This is a genomic window from Bartonella sp. TT119HLJHH, from assembly GCF_042193385.1.
Classification (GTDB): Bacteria; Pseudomonadota; Alphaproteobacteria; order Rhizobiales; family Rhizobiaceae; genus Bartonella.
Genome location: NZ_JBHILS010000002.1, coordinates 263327 through 282066, shown reverse-complemented (window position 1 = coordinate 282066; position 18740 = coordinate 263327). Strand labels below are relative to the sequence as shown.

Sequence of the window (18740 nt, the reverse complement as noted above, 5' to 3'; positions counted from 1 at the left end):
GAAGCGCGTATAAACGCAAAGATTGATGCGCAGTTTGCTGACTTTAGAGACCACACCATTGATGTTGCACGGGCTGCGGGGGGCGTTGCTGCCGCCATTGCCGGTGGCAATGTTGATGCCGGCGCTGATGCCGCTGGTAATGCCGCTGCAAATAACTTTTTGGGGAGTGCACAACGCGCTCAGATGAAGAAAGAGTTAGAAGAGTGCCCTGATGATCAGTGTCGAAGAGATGTTAACGAAAAATGGTTCGAGATTAGTGAAGAGCAAGATAGGATTTTTGAGATAGGTCTTGCGGAGGGTACGATTGTTGGTGCCGTAAAAGCAATAGGAAACGGAATATCTGAGACAGCTCATGACGTTAAAGAATTAGGTCTGGCAATAGGAAACAGTTCAGTTGATGAGATCTCTCAAAATATTCTTCAAGGCATTGGAACAGCAACATCTTGGGCCACGAGTGGGCATATGTTGGATGATGTCTGGGAAGGAGCTGGTCAATTCTGGGGAGGAGTTAAGGATTCCTTTTGGGGGCATATAGATCACATACATGAAACAATGGAGAAAGGAGGGGATGGCGCATTCAGTGCGGGTTTTGAATCTGGTGAAATGCTAGGTAAACCATTAGGAGATGTGGCTTATATAGTGGGTTCTACAGTGCTTACTGACGGTGCTGTTTCAGCAGCCAAGGGAGGCGTAAAGCTTGCGAACAAGCTTGTAGAAAAAGATATCATCAAATTTGCATCTAAAGCTGAAGAAGCGGCTATAACAGGAGCAACTAGTTCTGAAGTAAATACTGCGCATGTGGGGAAAGAAATTGCACAATCGCTAGAAAAAATGAGCGATGAAGCTATTGCAACTCAATATTTTGGACAGGAAAAAAAATTCTGGTCAAAACCTATTGAGGTTGGGCTTGAAATAACGAACAATGGAGAAAAAATCACTCAGACAAACAAAGTTTATCAGAGCGAAAAACTGTTTGATCCTAACCAGATTGTTAGTTGGACAGTCAACAAGAAAAAAGTGACAGGTACAAATATTGAAAGAATGAAAACAGGAAGAGAACCTATAGGTTTCGATAACGAGCCTATTGAATTACACCATATGCTACAAACACATGATGGTCCCATAGCAGAAGTTACAAATGCGTTTCATAATAAACATCATTCTGCTATTCACATTAATCCTAACACAATGGGATCAGCTATTGATAGGGATGCATTTGCTTTGTGGAGACAGAAATACTGGAAAGAACGTGCTAAAGGTTATGAAAATAAAGATATAGCAACTAGAAAATAACAATTTATGGAGAACAAATTATGAAAACTTATACTTTAGATGATGTTGTCATACTGGTTGATAAATATAGTGATAGTGTTGATTTTGGCTCTACAGATGAAGCCGTTGATGATGTACTAATTGAAAAAGCAGAGGGGATTCTTAAATTGCAATTCACAACCTCCTACAAAAGTTTTTTAAAAAACTATGGAAGAGCGGAGATCTGTGGTGAGGAAATATTAAGTGTTTATAATACAAATTTTGAAATTGCTCGTAGTGATGATATTGTTTATTATCATATAACGGATGTAGAAAATGGTTTAGCAAAACCACAGCAGCTTGTTGTGAGTAGAACTGATTTTGGTGAGACATTTTATTTTGATTACTCTCAGTTTCAGGATGGTGAATGTCCGCTCTATCTTAAGTTTCCACCTAGCGATCCCCAGTATTACGCAAGTAATTTTTATGAATTTCTCTGTAAAAGAATTAAAGAGCACGCAGGGGAAGATTTATGAAAACCTATACCTTAGATGATGTTGCAGTATTAATTGATAAAGTGAATAAATATGATGATGAGATTATTAATTTTGGTAGTGAAGATGATGAAGAGAATGAAACGGATGATCTACAGATTGAAAAGGCGGAGAAAACTCTCGGCGTACAATTCACATCCTCTTACAAAGTTTTTTTAAAAAAATATGGAGGAGGAGAAATTGGTGGTGAAGAAATTTATAGCCTTTATGGAGATTGTGGGGAAGGTATTCCTGCTGGTGATATTGTTTACCAAAACTTACTCGATAGAAAACATGGTTTTGCGACACCAGAACAGCTCGTTGTGAGTTATGATCTTGATGAAACCTTTTACTTTGATTATACGCAGTTTCGGGATGGTGAATGCCCACTCTATGTCATGTTTGCGGATGAGGAGTCCGAATATTACGCAAGTAATTTTTATGAATTCCTTTGCAAAAGAATTAAAGTACACGCGGGAGTTGAGATACCTGATGGTGACCAACCGATTGAAAAGACTGAGAACACTCCCACTCCGCAACCTATCCCTTTTTACAAGAGTTTTTGGAAAAAACTATGGAAGAGGTGAAATTGATAGTGATGAAATATATAGTCTTTCTAGAGAGCCTAAGTATTACACAAGTAATTTTTATGTAAAAGAATTACAGAGCATGCTGGGGGAATGATGATGCAAACCAAAGATGTCACAGAGATTTTAAAAAGACTGGGCTGGGAGCCTTATCGTGATAACGTGGGGGATATTTTTGCGCATTATCATCTTCCCGATCGCATTGTCGGTATTGGCTATGGTGTAAAAAATTATGGAGAGAGTGGCAAAGAGTTTTTGCTTTCGGCTGATCTCACCACCGCTGCTTATTGTCTTGCTCGGGAATATTCTAGAGGTGAAAAATCACAGCGTAAATATGGAGATGTGCTGTTTTACGCGAAGGAGGATTTTAATGTTAAAGCTCCGGATCTTTCCGAAAGCCATATCACAACCGCTTTAAACAAAGTGATTGCATGGGCGCAAGCACAGGATATTGAAAAAGAGTTGTGCGAGGAAGCTACTAATCATTCTGCCGTTGCACAAGCATTACTTGGTGATATGGAGGCTTTAAGGAGTGATAGATCTACTCCAAAACTATCTGTACCAGAATTTGCAGATTATAAAACAATGACATCGGATGATCGCCTGCTTTTTTTTGCGCAAGCCTATAAAAATGGGGAGTTGGATGATATTCTAACGCGCAAAAAAACCAAACAGCGCTCGATAAGCCTCACAGCAGCAATGCGCGTTCTCAAAACACAAGGGTGGTTTGCTACGGAGCCTGGAAAAATGTGGTTGATTTTGCCCGACCGCTTCATTCAATTTGATTTTGGTTTTATACGTCTCCATGACAATTACAATGTCCGTATTGAAGCTGAAATATCTAATGAAATGATTTCTGTCGCTTGCAATTGTATTCACTATAGTAAGGAATATTGGTGTGTTTCTCCTAAAAATATTTATAATTCTTTTAATACGATTGGGGGGGGGATTTTTAGTGGTTTTGGTAAAGGCATTGATATTTGTGTAGAGACATTAGATGAGCAAGAGCTTATCAAAATCTCTGAGCGGATAATACAGTGGGCACGTGCCCAAGATTTACAAGCATCAATAGAAAGCAAAACGCTTATCCAAAAATATAGCTACAATATAGATATAGTCTGGCATTTAGCTTGTTTAGCATTAACAGGTCAAATTGATGTCCTGAAATCTTATCAAAATTTTTTAGAAGCAGGTACGATTTCTGAAATTTTGGATGACCGTGAAGTAGAGAGATATATTAACCAGGCCGTTCAATTTGCTGAAGAATATCTGAAAATCCTTAATGAGCGAAAAGCTATAGATGATCGTCTTAGTTTACAAGATTTGTCTTTTCTTAATACAGTTTCTGAAGACTTAAAAAGGATGGACTGGACAGTCTATCGTGATAAAAATTACAATTGCAATGCTTATTTTATAAAGAAAGATCGTATCATTAATATAGTGTACGACCTTGATAAAAACGGAGAGACACCGCTTGTTACCTTCAAGGTTTCTCTTTCAACACTTGGTTTTTCTACAGCTTATCGATCTATTTTTATCGATACTCCCCAATATACCGTTCTTAAAGAATCAGAAGAAGTTTATGCAGTTTCTAGTACTGAATTGGATGAAGGTAAACTGAAGAAGATCTGTGCGGATATTTTGTGCTGGGCTGATCGACAAAATGTGAATCAAATCATCTATGATTATGCGGCTTTGTCCCCAGACAGTGAATATGATTTTGCGAAATTGCACCTTATTGCACTTATTCTTATTGGGGATGTTGAAAAACTCAAATTTTATAAGGAAAGTTTGAAGGATAAAAACTTTTCAGCTTTGATAAGGGAAAACATAGCACATATTATTGATAACGTCCTTACTCTTGCACGCCGTTATCGGACTGGTTTTCCTAAAAATGCTCCGATTTTAAGCTTGGATGCGCAAACAGCATCTGTTGCTTCTAAAACAACTTCTGTTGAAGTGGCAGAGGAAGTGGATGAAGCGGATGACACTGATGATCGTCTCACCATGGAAAGTGCTCATGCACTTTTAAAAAGCCTAGGCTGGTCAACCGAGAAAATCAATGAGAATGATTATATGGCAAGCTATCAATTGGCTGATCGTGAAGTAGGCATTCTTTATAACGACGAAATTGCCAAAGATTGTCCGCAATTTGATAGCGCTTTTATGATTAGTACTGGCATTCTTTCCACCGCTTGTAAATTCATTGATCCTACCTACACGGAAGATATTCCAGATTTACAGCTTAATTTTGAAGCAAAGGGTTTAGAAATCTTTGAACCAGAAGTTACTGCGGATCGCTTAAAGCAAGCACTTGATGATGCTTTAGAGTGGTCAGTCAAAGAGATTGACCTTTCTAAAAGACTTCGCAGTGATTATGGCACTGCTCCTTGGCAACGGGATGCAACGTCTAAAGCAGATGATACGGATTATGCTTTGCTTCATCTTGGCGCTCTTGCTTTATTGGGCAATATTGAGACCTTACAATCTTATCAGCAAAGCTTTACGGCAGGTGATCACCTAGGCTTTGACGAGAGCATCAACAAAACCCACCTTGAACGTGCATTAGCTTTAGCCAAAGAAGTAGCAATGGTGAAGCAAGTGAGTTACGCTTTGATTGAACGGGTAGCAAAAGATTTTGATGATCAACAAGAGGTTATCAGCAAGGAGCAATCCCGCTCGTGGAAAGAGAAAATAGTCAATTTTATCGGAAAAAAAGACAAGAAATAGCACCTAAAAAATATCAAAAAGATTTCAGAAATTTAGAAAATAAGACGCGCTCCAAAGCCTTGATCACTAGTTGAGAAACTCAACAGTGGTATGGCTCTGATCATGGTTTTGGTGCAAGATTTTAAGGAAATAACCTATAAAAAAAGATCTATAAAATTATTCCATAGATGATCAAAATCCCTTTTAATGGATTATTGTCTATTTTATCGGTTATGTCAGTTTATTTAACAGACGAATCTTATGATTTTAGTGAGTGATTAAAATGTGCTTTATGAAAAAAGCATGTGATCCTTTAAAGCCTTTCAAAAGAAAGGGATTATAATCATAAGAAATGCTATCAAGACCATTATGGTTATGAGTTTTGGGGGGGGGTGGAGGTGCTTTTTACACCCCCCCTTTACATATTTTTCAATAAAAAATAAAAGTCATTATATTTCAATATATTATTTTTTATCAATTTTTCAAAAAACAACCTATATCAATAATACAACCTATAAATTCAGCTAATGATGTATGTTTTGTAAGGGTTTTGGGGGGGGGTAGAAACCTTCAAAACCTATAAGTAATATAAGAAAATAAATATACATAACCCTCTTTAAACAAAGCTTTTGATAACAATAAAGCTATCATTTTAGATTACGGTATAACCTCTTAAAGGCAATGTAAAAGAAGCGTATTCATTTTAGATAGGGTTTCTTAAAGTCTTAAAGCAATCCAAATAAGAGTATTTAAAAGTGCAAATGATTTCTTTTTAGAATAACGCATACAAACACTCCTTTTAAAGATTGTATGTAATCAACTTAACAAGAGAGGTATAGATTATGGTTATAAGACTCTATACCCCTTGTGAGTTTAGCAAGCCAAGTCTATTCAATTTCTTTAATTTCTAGTTTTGGTAGGTTCTTAACGATTTTCATTGTCTCTAAACTTACGGTAATAACCCTCTGAAATAACTCTAGAGGGTAGGCAGGGTTACCAACGGTTTCAACAGCATAGCGATTGGCATCATTATTCAAGCGGGTGGCACTTTAAATAAGGCTGCATCCATGGTGTTGGAGCCGATATTATTGCCGGTACAAACCCGATGCAAAGCAATGATGAACAGAGCGGGAATATCACCTTGGGAGCAGGTAAAGATATCATTTTTGAAAGTGTACAAAACCAGCTCGTGGGTGTTGCTACAGCCCTTGGCTCTTAAGACTCTTCATAAGAATCATTTTTACTCCTTTCTTCTATAGTTTTTACCCACACATCAGCCCCGCTTATGATGTGCAAGCAAGTGATTTTGATTGATTCAAGATAAACAGATTTGAAATGAGAGAATTCTACGTTATTCGGGAGGCTAATTCAATATAAATAACGCTAGATTATTATTATAAATCAATATCTTGTTATATAAAAAACCTAATCCGTAGGAGATTGTTGGAAATGTTGGAACTATCCTTGGTATTTTTGCTGGGCTTAGCAACATCAGAGCGAAAGAAAATATCGTACGAGTAGGGCAGCGAGATGGATACAAACTCTATGAGTATAACTACAGGGGCTATCCAGAGCGTTATCGCGGGGTGATGGCACAAGATGTTTTGAAGTCAAAACCTGAAGCTGTTTTCTTGCATAAGGCGATAGGTTTTTTGCATGTAGATTATAGCAAGCGTGGCTGTGAGATGGACAGGATGCAGTGATGGAACAAGAAAACACAAATTCTCTTTTAAAGTTGTTTGATCCAAAATTTTTGCGTCCTTTAATGTATCAGGTTATACCGCAGTTACCTAGATATTTATTGCAACAACGCTCGATGCCTCCAAGCACGCCGTTGGAAGGACGATACAAGCCAAGTTTTTTAGAACGGGCTGCTTGTCGCACAGACCCTTTTGATGCGAGCAATGGGGATAATACTCCGCAAAAATTGAGTCCTACAGAGCTTATTCGCGGTTCTCAAGCAGGGACAGAACAAGCTGGGAAAAAACGCCAGCAGAATTGATTATGTCTATGGATGATTTAAAACGCCAAATGCCTCCATTGCCGGATGTTTCAAAGAATACTGTTAAGATACAAGAGGTGCCAGAGCAACAAAAACATGACTTCTCAGAGCAGGGAGGTGTTGCATCAATGATTCCTCAAGCTCCACTTGTTGGGAACATTGATCAGTCTAGTGGGGATGAAGCTGGGCGACAGCAAAAAGATGTGATGGATTATATTGCTCAACTTAATGAGAAATCTATAGCGGCAAACTCTTTGAAAAACGATTCTGGAAATGATGAGGAAAAGCTTTTTGATGCACCTATAGGAGAAGAAAAACATTTGAATGCACACTTACCAGAAGAGGAACATTTAAAAGCAAATGATATGCCAGAACAGGCAACAAATTATGTAAACGCCGTTGGGAACTTTATTCATAAAGACGCAAATCCAAGCAGCTTATGGGAGCGTTTTAGAAAATCAGAATTTTCCGAGCATTTAATGGATTTTTTTGCAGGGCTTGCGTTAGGAAAGACACCACAAGAAAGTTTTTCAAATGCATCTATCCTTATGCGGTAACAAGGGACGCGCACAACATAAACAAACTTTGCAATTTTTACGCTCTAAAGGATATAGCGATGAAGATGCGCAAACACTCACGCAATATCCAAATCTTGTCATGAAAATCATAGGCAGTACGTTAAGCCCTCAAGAAGGCTATAGAACACTACTTAAAAGGCTTAATCGGGGGATTATGAATCTGTACCAACCGAATTGCAGAAATGGACCAAAGCGGGAGGCAAACGTTTATAAGGTCTCGTACACCGGCGTGTAGCAGAGGCAGGGCTATGGGCGAAAGGGGCTTATGTTTCTTCCAATTATCAAACAGTAGAAACGCAAGCACCAACGGGGGTTTTCAAAGCAGAAGCATTGGCACCGATTATTGGTTCTTTCTCAGGTCTTGGTGGATTTTTAGTGGGCAATGGACCCATTCAATGGGCTTTAGCCGCCATTATGGTTTTAGCCGCATGTACTGGTATTTTCTTTGTTGCTAAACGCTTTCAGGAGCACCGCCTATGATCTTATGGATGAAAAGAAACTTGATGGTAACAGGTGCGGCTTTAGCCGCTTTTTTTATTGCCTTAGCAAGAGCTTTTACTATTGGGAAAAAAGCAGAGCAACAAAAGCAAACAGAAAAAGCTTTAAAAGCAGCCACAACACGTTTGGAGGTGGAAAGTGAAGTTAATCAAAAAAGTGATGCTGATGTGCGTGATGCTCTCTGATTGGTTGCGCAACAAATAAATATGCTTCTTCTTGTGTTTGTTGGTTACCTATTTATTTAAGCTGGCAAGATTTGAACACCATTAGCTCAAACTTAGTAAGAGAGATCTTAAAGCATAACAAGCAGGGTGAACGCTTGTGTGGGTGGAAACATGGTTAGAAAAAAACACAAGACGATATAGAGCTTACAGAAGCAGAAAAAGAAATCCTTCAAGAAATCATCATGACCTATCAACGCGTGAAAATGATGTCTCGCTTGATGAAGTGGATAGCATTTTTTCTTTTTTTGCTTATTCTTGATTTTGCACGCCTCATGGATGCGATAGACAACATCTTCGCTCATTTGAAGCAGTGGTTCTCAAAGAATTAGAAAAACTGTTATACAAGCAAAAACTTCGAAAAATTCTTTTTACTATAAATTGGAGATCCAATCATAAGCGTAGTTCAGAATGCAAACCAAGTCGTAAGAGCTTTAGTGTTTTAGTATTTGGCTTTCGATAGATCAAAACTAAATCTGGCTTGATATGACAATCACGACAATTGTGCCATTTATCTGTTAGTGCATGATTTCTCCAATGCACCTTTAGCGGTTCATTCTTCGCTAACGCTTGACCACAAGCAGCAAATCCTTCTCTAGTGTATTAGCATACCTATCTTTGCTTTCACTTTTAAGATTATGCCGGAATGAACGCGTATAAACAATTTCTAGCATAGCAAGCTTAGGTTTGCTTTTCAGATTTACGCATTTCGGTTCTATCTTCGCGTATCATGGTCCTTAAGCTGTCTAATGATGTATGTTCGACGCATCCCATTTCGGCATCCTCGAGAGCTCGTAATGTTTCCGGATTTGGTTGAAATAGATCCAAGTGGTAATGTTCGATCTCTAGCAATGCGGGTCATAAACATACGTACTGCATCTGATACAGTTAAACCCATAGACTTAATAACTGCACTTGCAATTTCTTGAACTTGATCAGGTATGGGGGCTTGAATTTTTCCCATTGCTAAATCCCCTATTCAATTGTGGTACAATGTACCGCACGTTAAGTTTATATCAAGAGTTTCAACAATAGCTTTTCACAAGAGAACTTAGCAAAATTCAAAAAACTATTAGAGAAAGTTAGCAGAATAAGATATGTTTTGTAGAAGAATATTGGAAAATCCTATTCACTAACCTTTATTTATGAACCCCATACTTAAAAAAATATATAAAATCAATGTGATATATGAACAAAGAAGAGCATAATATCACTAAAAGAGTGTTATAGAAATGATGTGTCATGACGATTCTACCACTCAATAGTGCTTCGATAAGAGAGGCAATAGCGCTTCTTGAACAAGGGAAGTTAGTAGCGTTACCAACGGAAACTGTTTATGGATTAGCGGGCGATGCAACCAATGGAAGGGCAATTTCTTCTATTTATTCTACAAAGGGTCGTCCGCAAATTAATCCTCTTATTGCGCATGTCAGCGGCATCGAAATGGCACAACGTTATGTTAAAATTGACTTTCTTTCACGCCAATTAATGGAGGAATTTTGGCCAGGGCCTTTGACATTGGTTTTGCCTTTAAAGGAACAGCATAATATCCATCCTTTAACAACCTCTGGTTTGAATACCTTGGCTGTTCGTTTTCCAGACAGTCGTTTTGCAGAAGTGGTACAACATTTTGGCCGCCCACTTGCTGCTCCTAGTGCAAATCAATCGGGGCGTCTTAGCCCTACTTCAGCTGAGGCTGTTTTTGCATCTTTGGGGGAATCTGTTCCTTTGATATTGGACGGAGGACCTGCTAAAATAGGTCTGGAATCAACGATTATTAAAATTTGTGGTGAAAATATTTATCTTTTGCGTCCAGGGGGGCTTGCGGCTGATGAAATTGAAGAAGTTGTGGGGAAGCCTTTAAAACGGATAGATCAAAGGGCGGCGATTGAAGCTCCTGGAATGTTAAAGTCGCATTATGCTCCCAATGCCACGGTTCGTTTGAATGTAGAAAAGGTGGAAAATGGTGAAGCGCTTTTAGCATTTGGTTCAAAGCGTGTTATGGGGGCTGAAAATGCCGTGTCTATTTTAAACCTTAGCGAAGATGGAAAGTTAGAAGAGGCAGCCTCTCATTTATTTCAATATATGAAGGAATTAGATTCATTTAAAGTGAGATGTATCGCAGTAGAACCTATTCCATTATACGGATTAGGGGAGGCTATCAATGATCGTCTTATACGGGCTGCAGCTCCAAAGGAGAAATGAACATGGAGCAGGAATTAATTGAGGGGTTTAGGGAAATTGTTGGTGTTAAGCATGCTATAACAGATCAAGCGTTGATTGCACCGTATTTGCTTGAAGAGCGTGGGCTTTTTCATGGAAAAACACCTTTACTTTTACGTCCATCTTCTTGCGCAGAGGTCTCATTGATTATGCAGTTAGCGAGCAAAACGCGCACACCGATTGTGCCACAGGGTGGAAATACAGGGCTTGTGGGGGGGCAACAACCAGATGAAAGAGGAGGGGGCGTTCTTTTATCCATGGAGCGATTAAATAAGATTAGAGCTATAAATCTTGAGGGAAACTTTGTTGTTGTAGAGGCTGGTGTTATTTTACAGGATTTACAGAAAAAAGTGGATGAATCAGGTCGTTTTTTCCCTCTTTCTTTGGCATCTGAAGGTTCTTGCCAAGTAGGAGGAAATCTTTCGTCGAATGCTGGAGGGACAGCTGTTTTAGCTTATGGCAATATGCGTGATCTTTGTCTTGGTTTAGAAGTTGTTTTACCGGATGGGCGTATTTTAGATGATTTGCGTTTTGTTAAAAAAGACAATAGCGGTTACGATTTAAAAGATCTTTTTATTGGTGCAGAAGGCACATTGGGTGTTATAACCGCAGCCGTTTTGAAGATGTTTCCAAAAATAAAAGGAAAAGCTGTTGCTTTGGTGGGATTATATAGTCCGGCGAAGGCTTTAGAGTTTTTATCTCTGGCTCAAGAATATGGAGGAGGGATGTTGACAGGTTTTGAGCTCATGGGAAATCTCAGTTTGCAAATGGCTTTAGATTATAAGATGTGTGAGAAGCTTCCTCTTCAGCGGAAACATGAATGGTATGTATTAATGAACATTTCATCGTTGCAAGGCAATGATGAGGCGTTATCGGTATTGAGTACTATTTTAGAAGAAGCTTTAAAGAATGCGGTGATAGAAGATGCAGTTGTTGCGCAATCTTTAAAACAGCAAGATTTTTTTTGGCAATTACGAGAAAGTATATCATCAGCACAAAAGTTAGCAGGAGGGTCCATTAAGCATGATATTGCTATCCCACTTGCTTCTATTCCTGATTTTATTGCTGAGGCAGCGCTTATTGTTGAAGATATTGCTCCAGGAGCACGGGTGATTTGTTTTGGACATATGGGCGATGGAAATTTACATTATAATATTACACAACCTGTAGGAGCTGATACGGCAGTGTTCTTGCAGTTATGGTCAACAATGAATCATCGCATTCATAGTTTAGTGGTGGACTATAGAGGTGCATTTTCTGCTGAGCATGGAATTGGTCAGCTTAAGCGCGAAGAACTTCGTTCTTTTAAATCGCCTGTCGCATTGGATATTATGCAAGGGATTAAAAAAACGCTCGATCCTTTAGGGATAATGAATCCTGGAAAAGTATTATAATTCAAGAATGGTGATCATGTATTTTTGTTTAGATTTTAATAACCAAAAAAGAAACCAGTTGTTTTTTATTCAAACTTTTAATAATCCAATGAGAAAAAGCTGCTAAAGGGTGTATGTTATTTAAGATAAATTGGGATAATGTATATGGCTAATCAATGCTTTAATCAGGCAAAAGCGGTGCTTGAATTTCGGTTAGATCCGTGCCATTTGCCACAAACGACGACATATTTTTCATCCAAAACGGGTAATCAGGTTATTTGTTCGTTAAATGAGCGTGGTGTTTCTTTTAAAACGGATATGCCTTCAAGTTTATCGCATTTAATACCCCCTTATCATTTCCAAGGAATTGCAGCACGTACCGTAAAAACGCGTTCAGGAGAAAGAGCTGTTGCATTAGAATTACTTCATGCCGATGAGGAAGCTTGTATACCGCTTTTGGTTTCCAGAGATTTGAATAATGTTCTTCTGGATTGGCGGTTATGGGCGGATACTTATGGCCTTCCCATGCTTATGATCAATGAAGATAATCGCATTCTGGTTGTAAAAGATCGTTCTGATTTACATCGATTTTTTGGTACAACAGCACATTCTAAACAAAAGCGTTTTTTACTTCGTTATAGCAATCCGTTAGGCTTGCGTTTGGTGATTGCGAATCGAATTGCACTCCAGTAATATTAACATGTATTCATTTTTGTACTACCGTCAGCATTTATCTTGTTGTGCTGTAAAACATCGTTGTTTGGAGCGGTAATATAAGGCGTGTAAACTTCACACATGAAGTGTTTTAGAAGATATGGCAAATATTCTTAAGTTTGCTTGTAGGTATTTGTGTAAGTGCAGCATATGAGTGGGAAGCAAGAGGAATCCGCTCAATGAAAATCCAGACCTTTACAGACGGAATTTGGTGTGACTTTTGGTTCTTGAAGACAAAGAGGAAGTCAATGATTGTAAATGAAGAGTTTTTTAACACCATACATTTGCAGCAGGAATCAATTACGTTAAACGCTTTTTTCGGAGAGGTAAAAACGGTTTTCATAACAATAGAAACTGTTTTTTTGCGGTATAATTTTGGGTTTTTGTCACATCATTAAAACACCAGAAGATTACTGGAAGTGTTTTTGAATTTTTTTCAGATTCAGAAAATTTTCCTATTTTATCATGAGTAGATATTCTATTTATAATATTTGATTGTTCAAAGGAAAGCACACTCATTTTTTCAAAATTATGGTCAACGTAAAACAGTGAGAAAATTTGTGTGTCATGCTCTTATATAAAATAATAAAATCGTAAATAAAGAATATTCAAAGGATTTTATTTTCTCGCGCAACGGCTCTCCATCCGATATCACGACGAACAAAACCTTCTGGCCAATCAATACAATCAACAGCTTCATAGGCACGTTTTTGTGCATGCGTAATCGTTTTTCCTGTTGCAGTTATATTGAGTACACGTCCACCATTTGCAATGAGTTCTCCATCACGCAACACTGTACCAGCTTGAAAAACTCTCACATCGGGAAGAGAGTTTACTTGATCAACGTTACGGATAACAGTACCTTTTTGGGGAGAGTCTGGATAACCATTAGCAGCCATAACAACGGTGAGAGCAGCTTTTTCAGACCACTGAAGAGGCTTATTTTCAAGTTTTCCTTGAGCAGCAGCAAGAAAAATTGGCAAAATGTCATCTTTGAGGCGCATCATTAAAACTTGACATTCAGGATCACCGAATCGTACGTTAAATTCAATTAATTCGGGTCCTTTTTGCGTTATCATTAATCCGACAAAGAGAATGCCTTTAAAGGGGGTTCCCATTTCGTTCATGCTTTTTAAAGCTGGTTCAACAATTTCTTTGAGAGTACGATTCACTATTTCTTTGGTCATGATGGGCGCTGGTGAATAAGCACCCATACCACCGGTGTTTGCTCCAATATCCCCATCACCTACACGTTTATGATCTTGAGCAGATCCAAAAGGAAGAGCAACTTTACCATCACAAAGGCAGAAGAAGCTTGCTTCTTCACCTTCAAGAAAAGATTCTACAACAATTTTGTTTCCTGCATCTCCAAATGTACTTTTGAAGCAGGCATCAACTGCGTTAAATGCTTCTTCCATAGTTGTTGCAACCACGACACCTTTACCGGCGGCTAAGCCATCAGCTTTAATGACAATAGGAACACCTTGTTGATGAATGTAAGCTTTGGCTTTAGCGGCATCATCAAAGCATTGGTAACTTGCTGTAGGAATGTTATTCTTATGACATAAATCTTTAGTAAAAGCTTTTGAACCTTCTAGTTGAGCAGCTTTTTGAGTAGGACCAAATACACAAATGTTAGCACTATTAAGAGAATCTGTTATACCCGCTACCAATGGTGCTTCTGGTCCTACAATTACAAGATCAATAGAATGTGCTTTACAAAAATCAATAACAAGGGGGTGATCATCAATGTTCAAATTAATATTTTCACCAAATTCTGTTGTTGCAGGATTTCCAGGAGCACAATATAACTTTGTTAGCAGTGGTGATGCTGCTATTTTCCATGCTAAAGCGTGTTCTCGTCCACCTGAGCCAATAAGAAGAATATTCATTGCTTGCTCCTCTCATAAAAGATGATTAATCTCATCCCCTTCTCATAAGAATGAAATGTCTCTATCGCAAGACCAAAGGTAAATCATTTGATGAAAAAAAATAAAAATATCGCGCATGTTCAGTCCTATGATAGCCAAGGACGGGTTATGGATGCATCTTCCAAACAATGGGTCTACAGCTTTCTTCCCCGTTCTTTATGGTTTTATGCGCAATTGGCGCGTTGGGATCGGCCTATTGGATGGCAATTGTTGATGTGGCCTTGTTTTTGGTCAACAACAATGGCTTTTTTCTCTTATAACATGCATTACGATACTCTTTTATCAATGTTTCTTCATTGGGTTTGGTATCTTTTTCTTTTTTTTCTGGGATCTATTGCTATGCGAGGGGCAGGATGTACTTGGAATGATCTTATTGACCATAAAATTGATGCTCAGGTAGAAAGAACACGTTCTCGCCCATTGCCGACAGGTCATGTGAGTCGGTTTCAAGCAAGAGTTTTTATACTTGTGCAATGTTTGGTTGGTTTAGTTGTTTTATCACAATTTAATAGGTTTAGTTTTTTTCTAGGTATTTCGTCATTGATAGCTGTTGCATTTTATCCTTTTATGAAACGCGTAACATATTGGCCGCAGTTTTTTTTAGGCGTTGCATTTAATTGGGGGGCATTAATGGGGTGGGCTGTTGTCTTTGGAAGTTTAAGCTGGGCACCAATCTTGCTTTATGTGGGATCAATCTTGTGGACCATAGGATACGATACAATCTACGCACATCAAGATAAAGAAGATGACGTTACTGTTGGTGTCCGTTCTACGGCGCTTCTCTTTGGTAAAGCAACCAAGCGTGCTTTAGTATTTTTGTATGGTGGTTTTGTGGTGTTCGTTAGTCTAGCATTTTATTTAGCTGGAGTCCCTGTTCTTAGTTTTTTGGGGATTTTTGTGGCAAGTATCCATATGTTTATTCAAATTAAAGTCATTGATATAGATGACAGTTCACAATGTCTCAGGCTTTTTAAATCTAATTCGCTTATTGGTTTTGTGATTTTTGCTGGTTTAGTATGTGGGGGTATATGGACGATATTTTATTCTGCGGTCTAAAAATAAGTTAGCTAAAATCATAGTATTCTACTGCATACAGTATGTCTTTTTTAATAAGCTTGTTGCTAAGCTATTTTTAAGCAATACAGTAGAAAATATTACCAATTAACCTTTACAGTGAAAATGAAATTCTTCTATTTAAATAAAATAAATCATCTTCTTTTAGAATTTTTCGAATAAAAAATATTTGTTTAATTGTTGGGAAGAAAAAATCTTCATAACGATGAAGTTTGAAGGATTAGGGATAAAGTTTTTGTCTTTTCCAATCGCTGTGTTCAACACAATCTCGTGTAAAAAGCAGACGATCATGTAAACGAAATGGGCGATCGCACCAGAACTCTATAGAAAGGGGTTTAACACGAAACCCAGACCAATAAGGTGGTCGTGGAATATTACCTAGAGCATAACGCGCAGTATATTGAGCAATTGCTTTTTCGAGCACAAAACGATTGTCTAAAGGTTGAGATTGTTTAGATGCCCATGCACCAATTCGACTACCACGTGGTCGCGATTGGAAATAGGCATCGGCTTCCTGTTGACTTACTTTTTCAACGATTCCTCTAATTCTGACTTGACGACGGAGCGATTTCCAATGAAAACCTAAGGATGCTTTCATTGATTTTAAAATTTCTTGTCCTTTACAGCTTTCATAATTGGTATAGAAGACGAATCCTTGGGGACTGTAGTCTTTGAGAAGAACTATACGAACATTAGGGAGTCCTGTTTCGTCAACTGTTGCTAATGCCATAGCATTCGGATCATTTATTTCACTTATCTTTGCCTCTTCAAACCACTTTGCGAAAAGTTCAAAAGGTTTTTGCATTTTCATAAAATGATCATCTGTTGGTATTTTGGTGCTCATAGTTTCTCCAAATATCAGTGAGCATGGGTGAGGCATTTTCTCATTTACTTTATCATCAAGAAGTTACAGTACCATTTTTTCTTATTTTCAAAAAGCCAATGCTATCATGTATTTTTATGGTAGTTTAATTATTTTTACTTTAGCATAGACTACAAGGAGCTATATTAAATAAATGTCTTATTTTATCTGGTATTTTAGTTTGTTGATAGACATATAAAGAGAAAAGAAGAAATTATTCTCTAGAATAGACTGATGAAGCTATAAGGGATATTGAACAACGTATCAGTTGATATTTTGAAAACGAAGAAATTGAAAAGAGGGCAATATGCGTGATCCCTACACGATTCTGGGTGTGGCACGTACCGCAAAATCGCAAGAGATTAAATCGGCATTTAGAAGATTAGCAAAGAAGTATCATCCAGACCACAATAAAGATGATACAAAGGCTAAAGAAAAGTTTGCTGAAATTAATCAAGCTTATGAAATTATAGGTGATAAAGATAAAAAAGCACAATTTGACCGCGGTGAAATTGATATGGAAGGAAAACCGCTTTATCAAGCCTATGGTGCTGGTGAAAATTTTAGCAATAAACAAAATCCCTTTTCAGGAAGAGCAAAGGGATTTGATTTTTCCTCTTCAAGTGGTGCAGGTTTTGATGCGAGTGATATTTTTCGCGATCTGTTTGGAGGAGGTGGTAGCTTTTCGAATTCCACACACTATAACCGTTCCCAACAAGGAGCACATGTTCGTGCTAATCTTATCATAACATTAGAGCAGATGGTTGGTGCAGAAAAGGTGGAGGCTGTTTTTCCAAATGGAAAAAAGTTAAAAATTAAACTTCCAGATTATATTGAAGACGGACAGATTATTCGTTTAAAAGGTCAGGGAGAAGCGATGCCTCACGGGCAAGCAGGAGATGCGTTAATAACCATTCAGATTCAAAAACATCCTCGTTTTCGGGTTGAAGGAAGAGCACTCCATCTTGATTTACCAGTTTCTCTTAAACATGCTGTTTTGGGAGCAAAAGAAGAAGTTGAGACGTTGGAGGGACGTGTGGTTTTAACGATTCCTGCGTGGTCAAGTTCTGATCGCGTGTTACGGTTGAAAGGGAAAGGGCTTCGTTTAAAAAATGGTACAAGGGATGATCTTTATGTGCATGTTCGTATTATGTTGCCGGGAAATGAAAATGCCGCGCTAGAACAGTTTTTGCAAATGCAACAAGATTAATTTTAAAATTATATATATATTAAGCGTAGTTTTTGTTTGATTTTAAACCAATTGCTTGAAGAAAAAGTTGACCTGTGTCATAGGCAGGTGAATAATATCAATTTTAAGTAACAATGGGGCAGAGCTGATGGCTAAGGGTAATGGTTTATTGTACGGTAAGCGTGGTTTAATTTTGGGGTTGGCCAATAATCGCTCCATCGCTTGGGGAATCGCTAAAGCGGCAAGTAACGCAGGGGCAGAGCTTGCTTTTACCTATCAGGGTGAAGCAATGAAAAAGCGTGTTGAGCCTTTGGCTGAAGAATTAAAGGGATTTGTTTGTGGACATTGTGATGTTTCTGACAGTGTCTCTATTGATACGGTTTTTAGAGAAATAGAGAAGAAATGGGGAAAACTCGATTTTTTAGTTCATGCTATTGGTTTTTCTGATAAAGATGAATTAAGCGGTCGTTATATTGATATCAGCGAATCAAATTTTATGATGACCATGAATATTTCCGTTTATTCCCTAACAGCTCTAACAAAGCGTGCAGAGAAATTAATGTCAGATGGTGGTTCAATCTTGACACTAACCTATTATGGTGCAGAAAAAGTTGTTCCCAATTATAATGTAATGGGGGTTGCCAAAGCAGCTCTTGAAGCGAGCGTGAAATATTTAGCGGTAGATTTAGGTCCCCAAAATATTCGTGTTAATGCTATATCTGCTGGACCAATTAAAACGTTAGCGGCTTCTGGTATTGGTGATTTTCGTTATATTTTAAAATGGAATGAATATAATGCTCCATTACGTCGTACGGTAACAATTGAAGAGGTTGGTGATTCTGCACTTTATTTTCTTTCAGATTTGTCTCGTTCTGTTACCGGTGAAGTCCATCATGTCGATTCGGGTTATAATATCATAGGTATGAAAGCAGTTGATGCACCAGACATTTCTGTCGTTAAAGAATAAAGTTTGGTTTATAAGATTTTATTAGACA

General features: G+C 38.1%; 13 protein-coding genes and 5 pseudogenes. 14 read left to right on the top strand and 4 right to left on the bottom strand.

All coding sequences use genetic code 11. From position 1 onward, the window contains the following. From ACFIJL_RS02385 to ACFIJL_RS02350, 8 genes and pseudogenes are all read left to right on the top strand, one after another. A partial coding sequence (locus ACFIJL_RS02385) for an HNH/ENDO VII family nuclease (protein WP_375622326.1) occupies positions 1-1293 on the top strand: 1293 nt, incomplete at its 5' end. A gap of 20 nt (positions 1294-1313) precedes the next feature. Further along, the gene (locus ACFIJL_RS02380) at positions 1314-1787 is read left to right on the top strand and encodes an SMI1/KNR4 family protein (RefSeq protein ID WP_375622325.1); all 474 of its coding nucleotides are present in this window, start codon (positions 1314-1316) and stop codon (positions 1785-1787) included. Then, entirely contained in the window at positions 1784-2371 is a 588-nt protein-coding gene (locus ACFIJL_RS02375; protein WP_375622324.1) for an SMI1/KNR4 family protein, read from the top strand. Before ACFIJL_RS02380 ends, ACFIJL_RS02375 begins: the two co-directional genes overlap by 4 nt. Positions 2372-2470: 99 nt before the next feature. Then, entirely contained in the window at positions 2471-5101 is a 2631-nt protein-coding gene (locus ACFIJL_RS02370) for a DUF6990 domain-containing protein (protein WP_375622323.1), read from the top strand. A 1681-nt stretch (positions 5102-6782) separates the two neighbouring features. Continuing rightward, positions 6783-7790 (top strand): annotated as a pseudogene (locus tag ACFIJL_RS02365) (hypothetical protein); the annotation flags it as partial. Next, a pseudogene (locus tag ACFIJL_RS02360) lies at positions 7785-8140 on the top strand (glycoside hydrolase family protein); the annotation flags it as partial. The pseudogenes ACFIJL_RS02365 and ACFIJL_RS02360, both read left to right, overlap by 6 nt. Then, positions 8137-8362: pseudogene (locus ACFIJL_RS02355) on the top strand (hypothetical protein). The pseudogenes ACFIJL_RS02360 and ACFIJL_RS02355, both read left to right, overlap by 4 nt. 157 nt (positions 8363-8519) lie before the next feature. Further along, the gene (locus tag ACFIJL_RS02350; RefSeq protein ID WP_375622337.1) at positions 8520-8711 is read left to right on the top strand and encodes a hypothetical protein; all 192 of its coding nucleotides are present in this window, start codon (positions 8520-8522) and stop codon (positions 8709-8711) included. Between the two features lie 61 nt (positions 8712-8772). On the opposite strand, the pseudogene ACFIJL_RS02345 reads toward ACFIJL_RS02350, so the two are convergent. Further along, a pseudogene (locus tag ACFIJL_RS02345) lies at positions 8773-9053 on the bottom strand (type II toxin-antitoxin system YafQ family toxin). Between the two features lie 7 nt (positions 9054-9060). Further along, positions 9061-9343 (bottom strand): annotated as a pseudogene (locus tag ACFIJL_RS02340) (type II toxin-antitoxin system RelB/DinJ family antitoxin). 278 nt (positions 9344-9621) lie between these two features. Between ACFIJL_RS02340 and ACFIJL_RS02335 the strand changes: the two are divergent. From ACFIJL_RS02335 to ACFIJL_RS02325, 3 genes are all read left to right on the top strand, one after another. Continuing rightward, positions 9622-10584, top strand: a complete 963-nt coding sequence (locus tag ACFIJL_RS02335) for an L-threonylcarbamoyladenylate synthase (RefSeq protein ID WP_375622322.1) — start codon at positions 9622-9624, stop codon at positions 10582-10584. Between the two features lie 2 nt (positions 10585-10586). Beyond that, on the top strand, positions 10587-11996 hold the full coding sequence (locus tag ACFIJL_RS02330; protein ID WP_375622321.1) for an FAD-binding oxidoreductase: 1410 nt from the start codon (positions 10587-10589) through the stop codon (positions 11994-11996). Positions 11997-12140: 144 nt separating this feature from the next. Further along, on the top strand, positions 12141-12668 hold the full coding sequence (locus ACFIJL_RS02325) for a DUF6101 family protein (protein ID WP_012754813.1): 528 nt from the start codon (positions 12141-12143) through the stop codon (positions 12666-12668). A 629-nt stretch (positions 12669-13297) separates the two neighbouring features. Here ACFIJL_RS02325 and purD read toward each other — a convergent pair. Continuing rightward, positions 13298-14581, bottom strand: coding sequence for a phosphoribosylamine--glycine ligase (gene purD / locus ACFIJL_RS02320; protein WP_375622320.1), 1284 nt, complete (start codon positions 14579-14581; stop codon positions 13298-13300). Between the two features lie 90 nt (positions 14582-14671). Here purD and ubiA point away from each other — a divergent pair, with 90 nt between their 5' ends. After that, positions 14672-15676, top strand: coding sequence for a 4-hydroxybenzoate octaprenyltransferase (ubiA, locus tag ACFIJL_RS02315; RefSeq protein ID WP_375622319.1), 1005 nt, complete (start codon positions 14672-14674; stop codon positions 15674-15676). A 238-nt stretch (positions 15677-15914) separates the two neighbouring features. Here the strand turns inward: ubiA and pdxH are convergent, their stop codons facing one another. Continuing rightward, positions 15915-16538, bottom strand: a complete 624-nt coding sequence (pdxH, locus tag ACFIJL_RS02310; protein ID WP_375622318.1) for a pyridoxamine 5'-phosphate oxidase — start codon at positions 16536-16538, stop codon at positions 15915-15917. A 325-nt stretch (positions 16539-16863) separates the two neighbouring features. Between pdxH and ACFIJL_RS02305 the strand changes: the two genes are divergently transcribed. Further along, entirely contained in the window at positions 16864-17766 is a 903-nt protein-coding gene (locus ACFIJL_RS02305) for a DnaJ C-terminal domain-containing protein (protein WP_375622317.1), read from the top strand. A gap of 127 nt (positions 17767-17893) precedes the next feature. Beyond that, positions 17894-18712: an enoyl-ACP reductase FabI gene (fabI, locus tag ACFIJL_RS02300; protein WP_375622316.1), complete on the top strand. Its 819-nt coding sequence runs from the start codon at positions 17894-17896 to the stop codon at positions 18710-18712. The last annotated feature ends 28 nt before the right edge of the window (positions 18713-18740 follow it).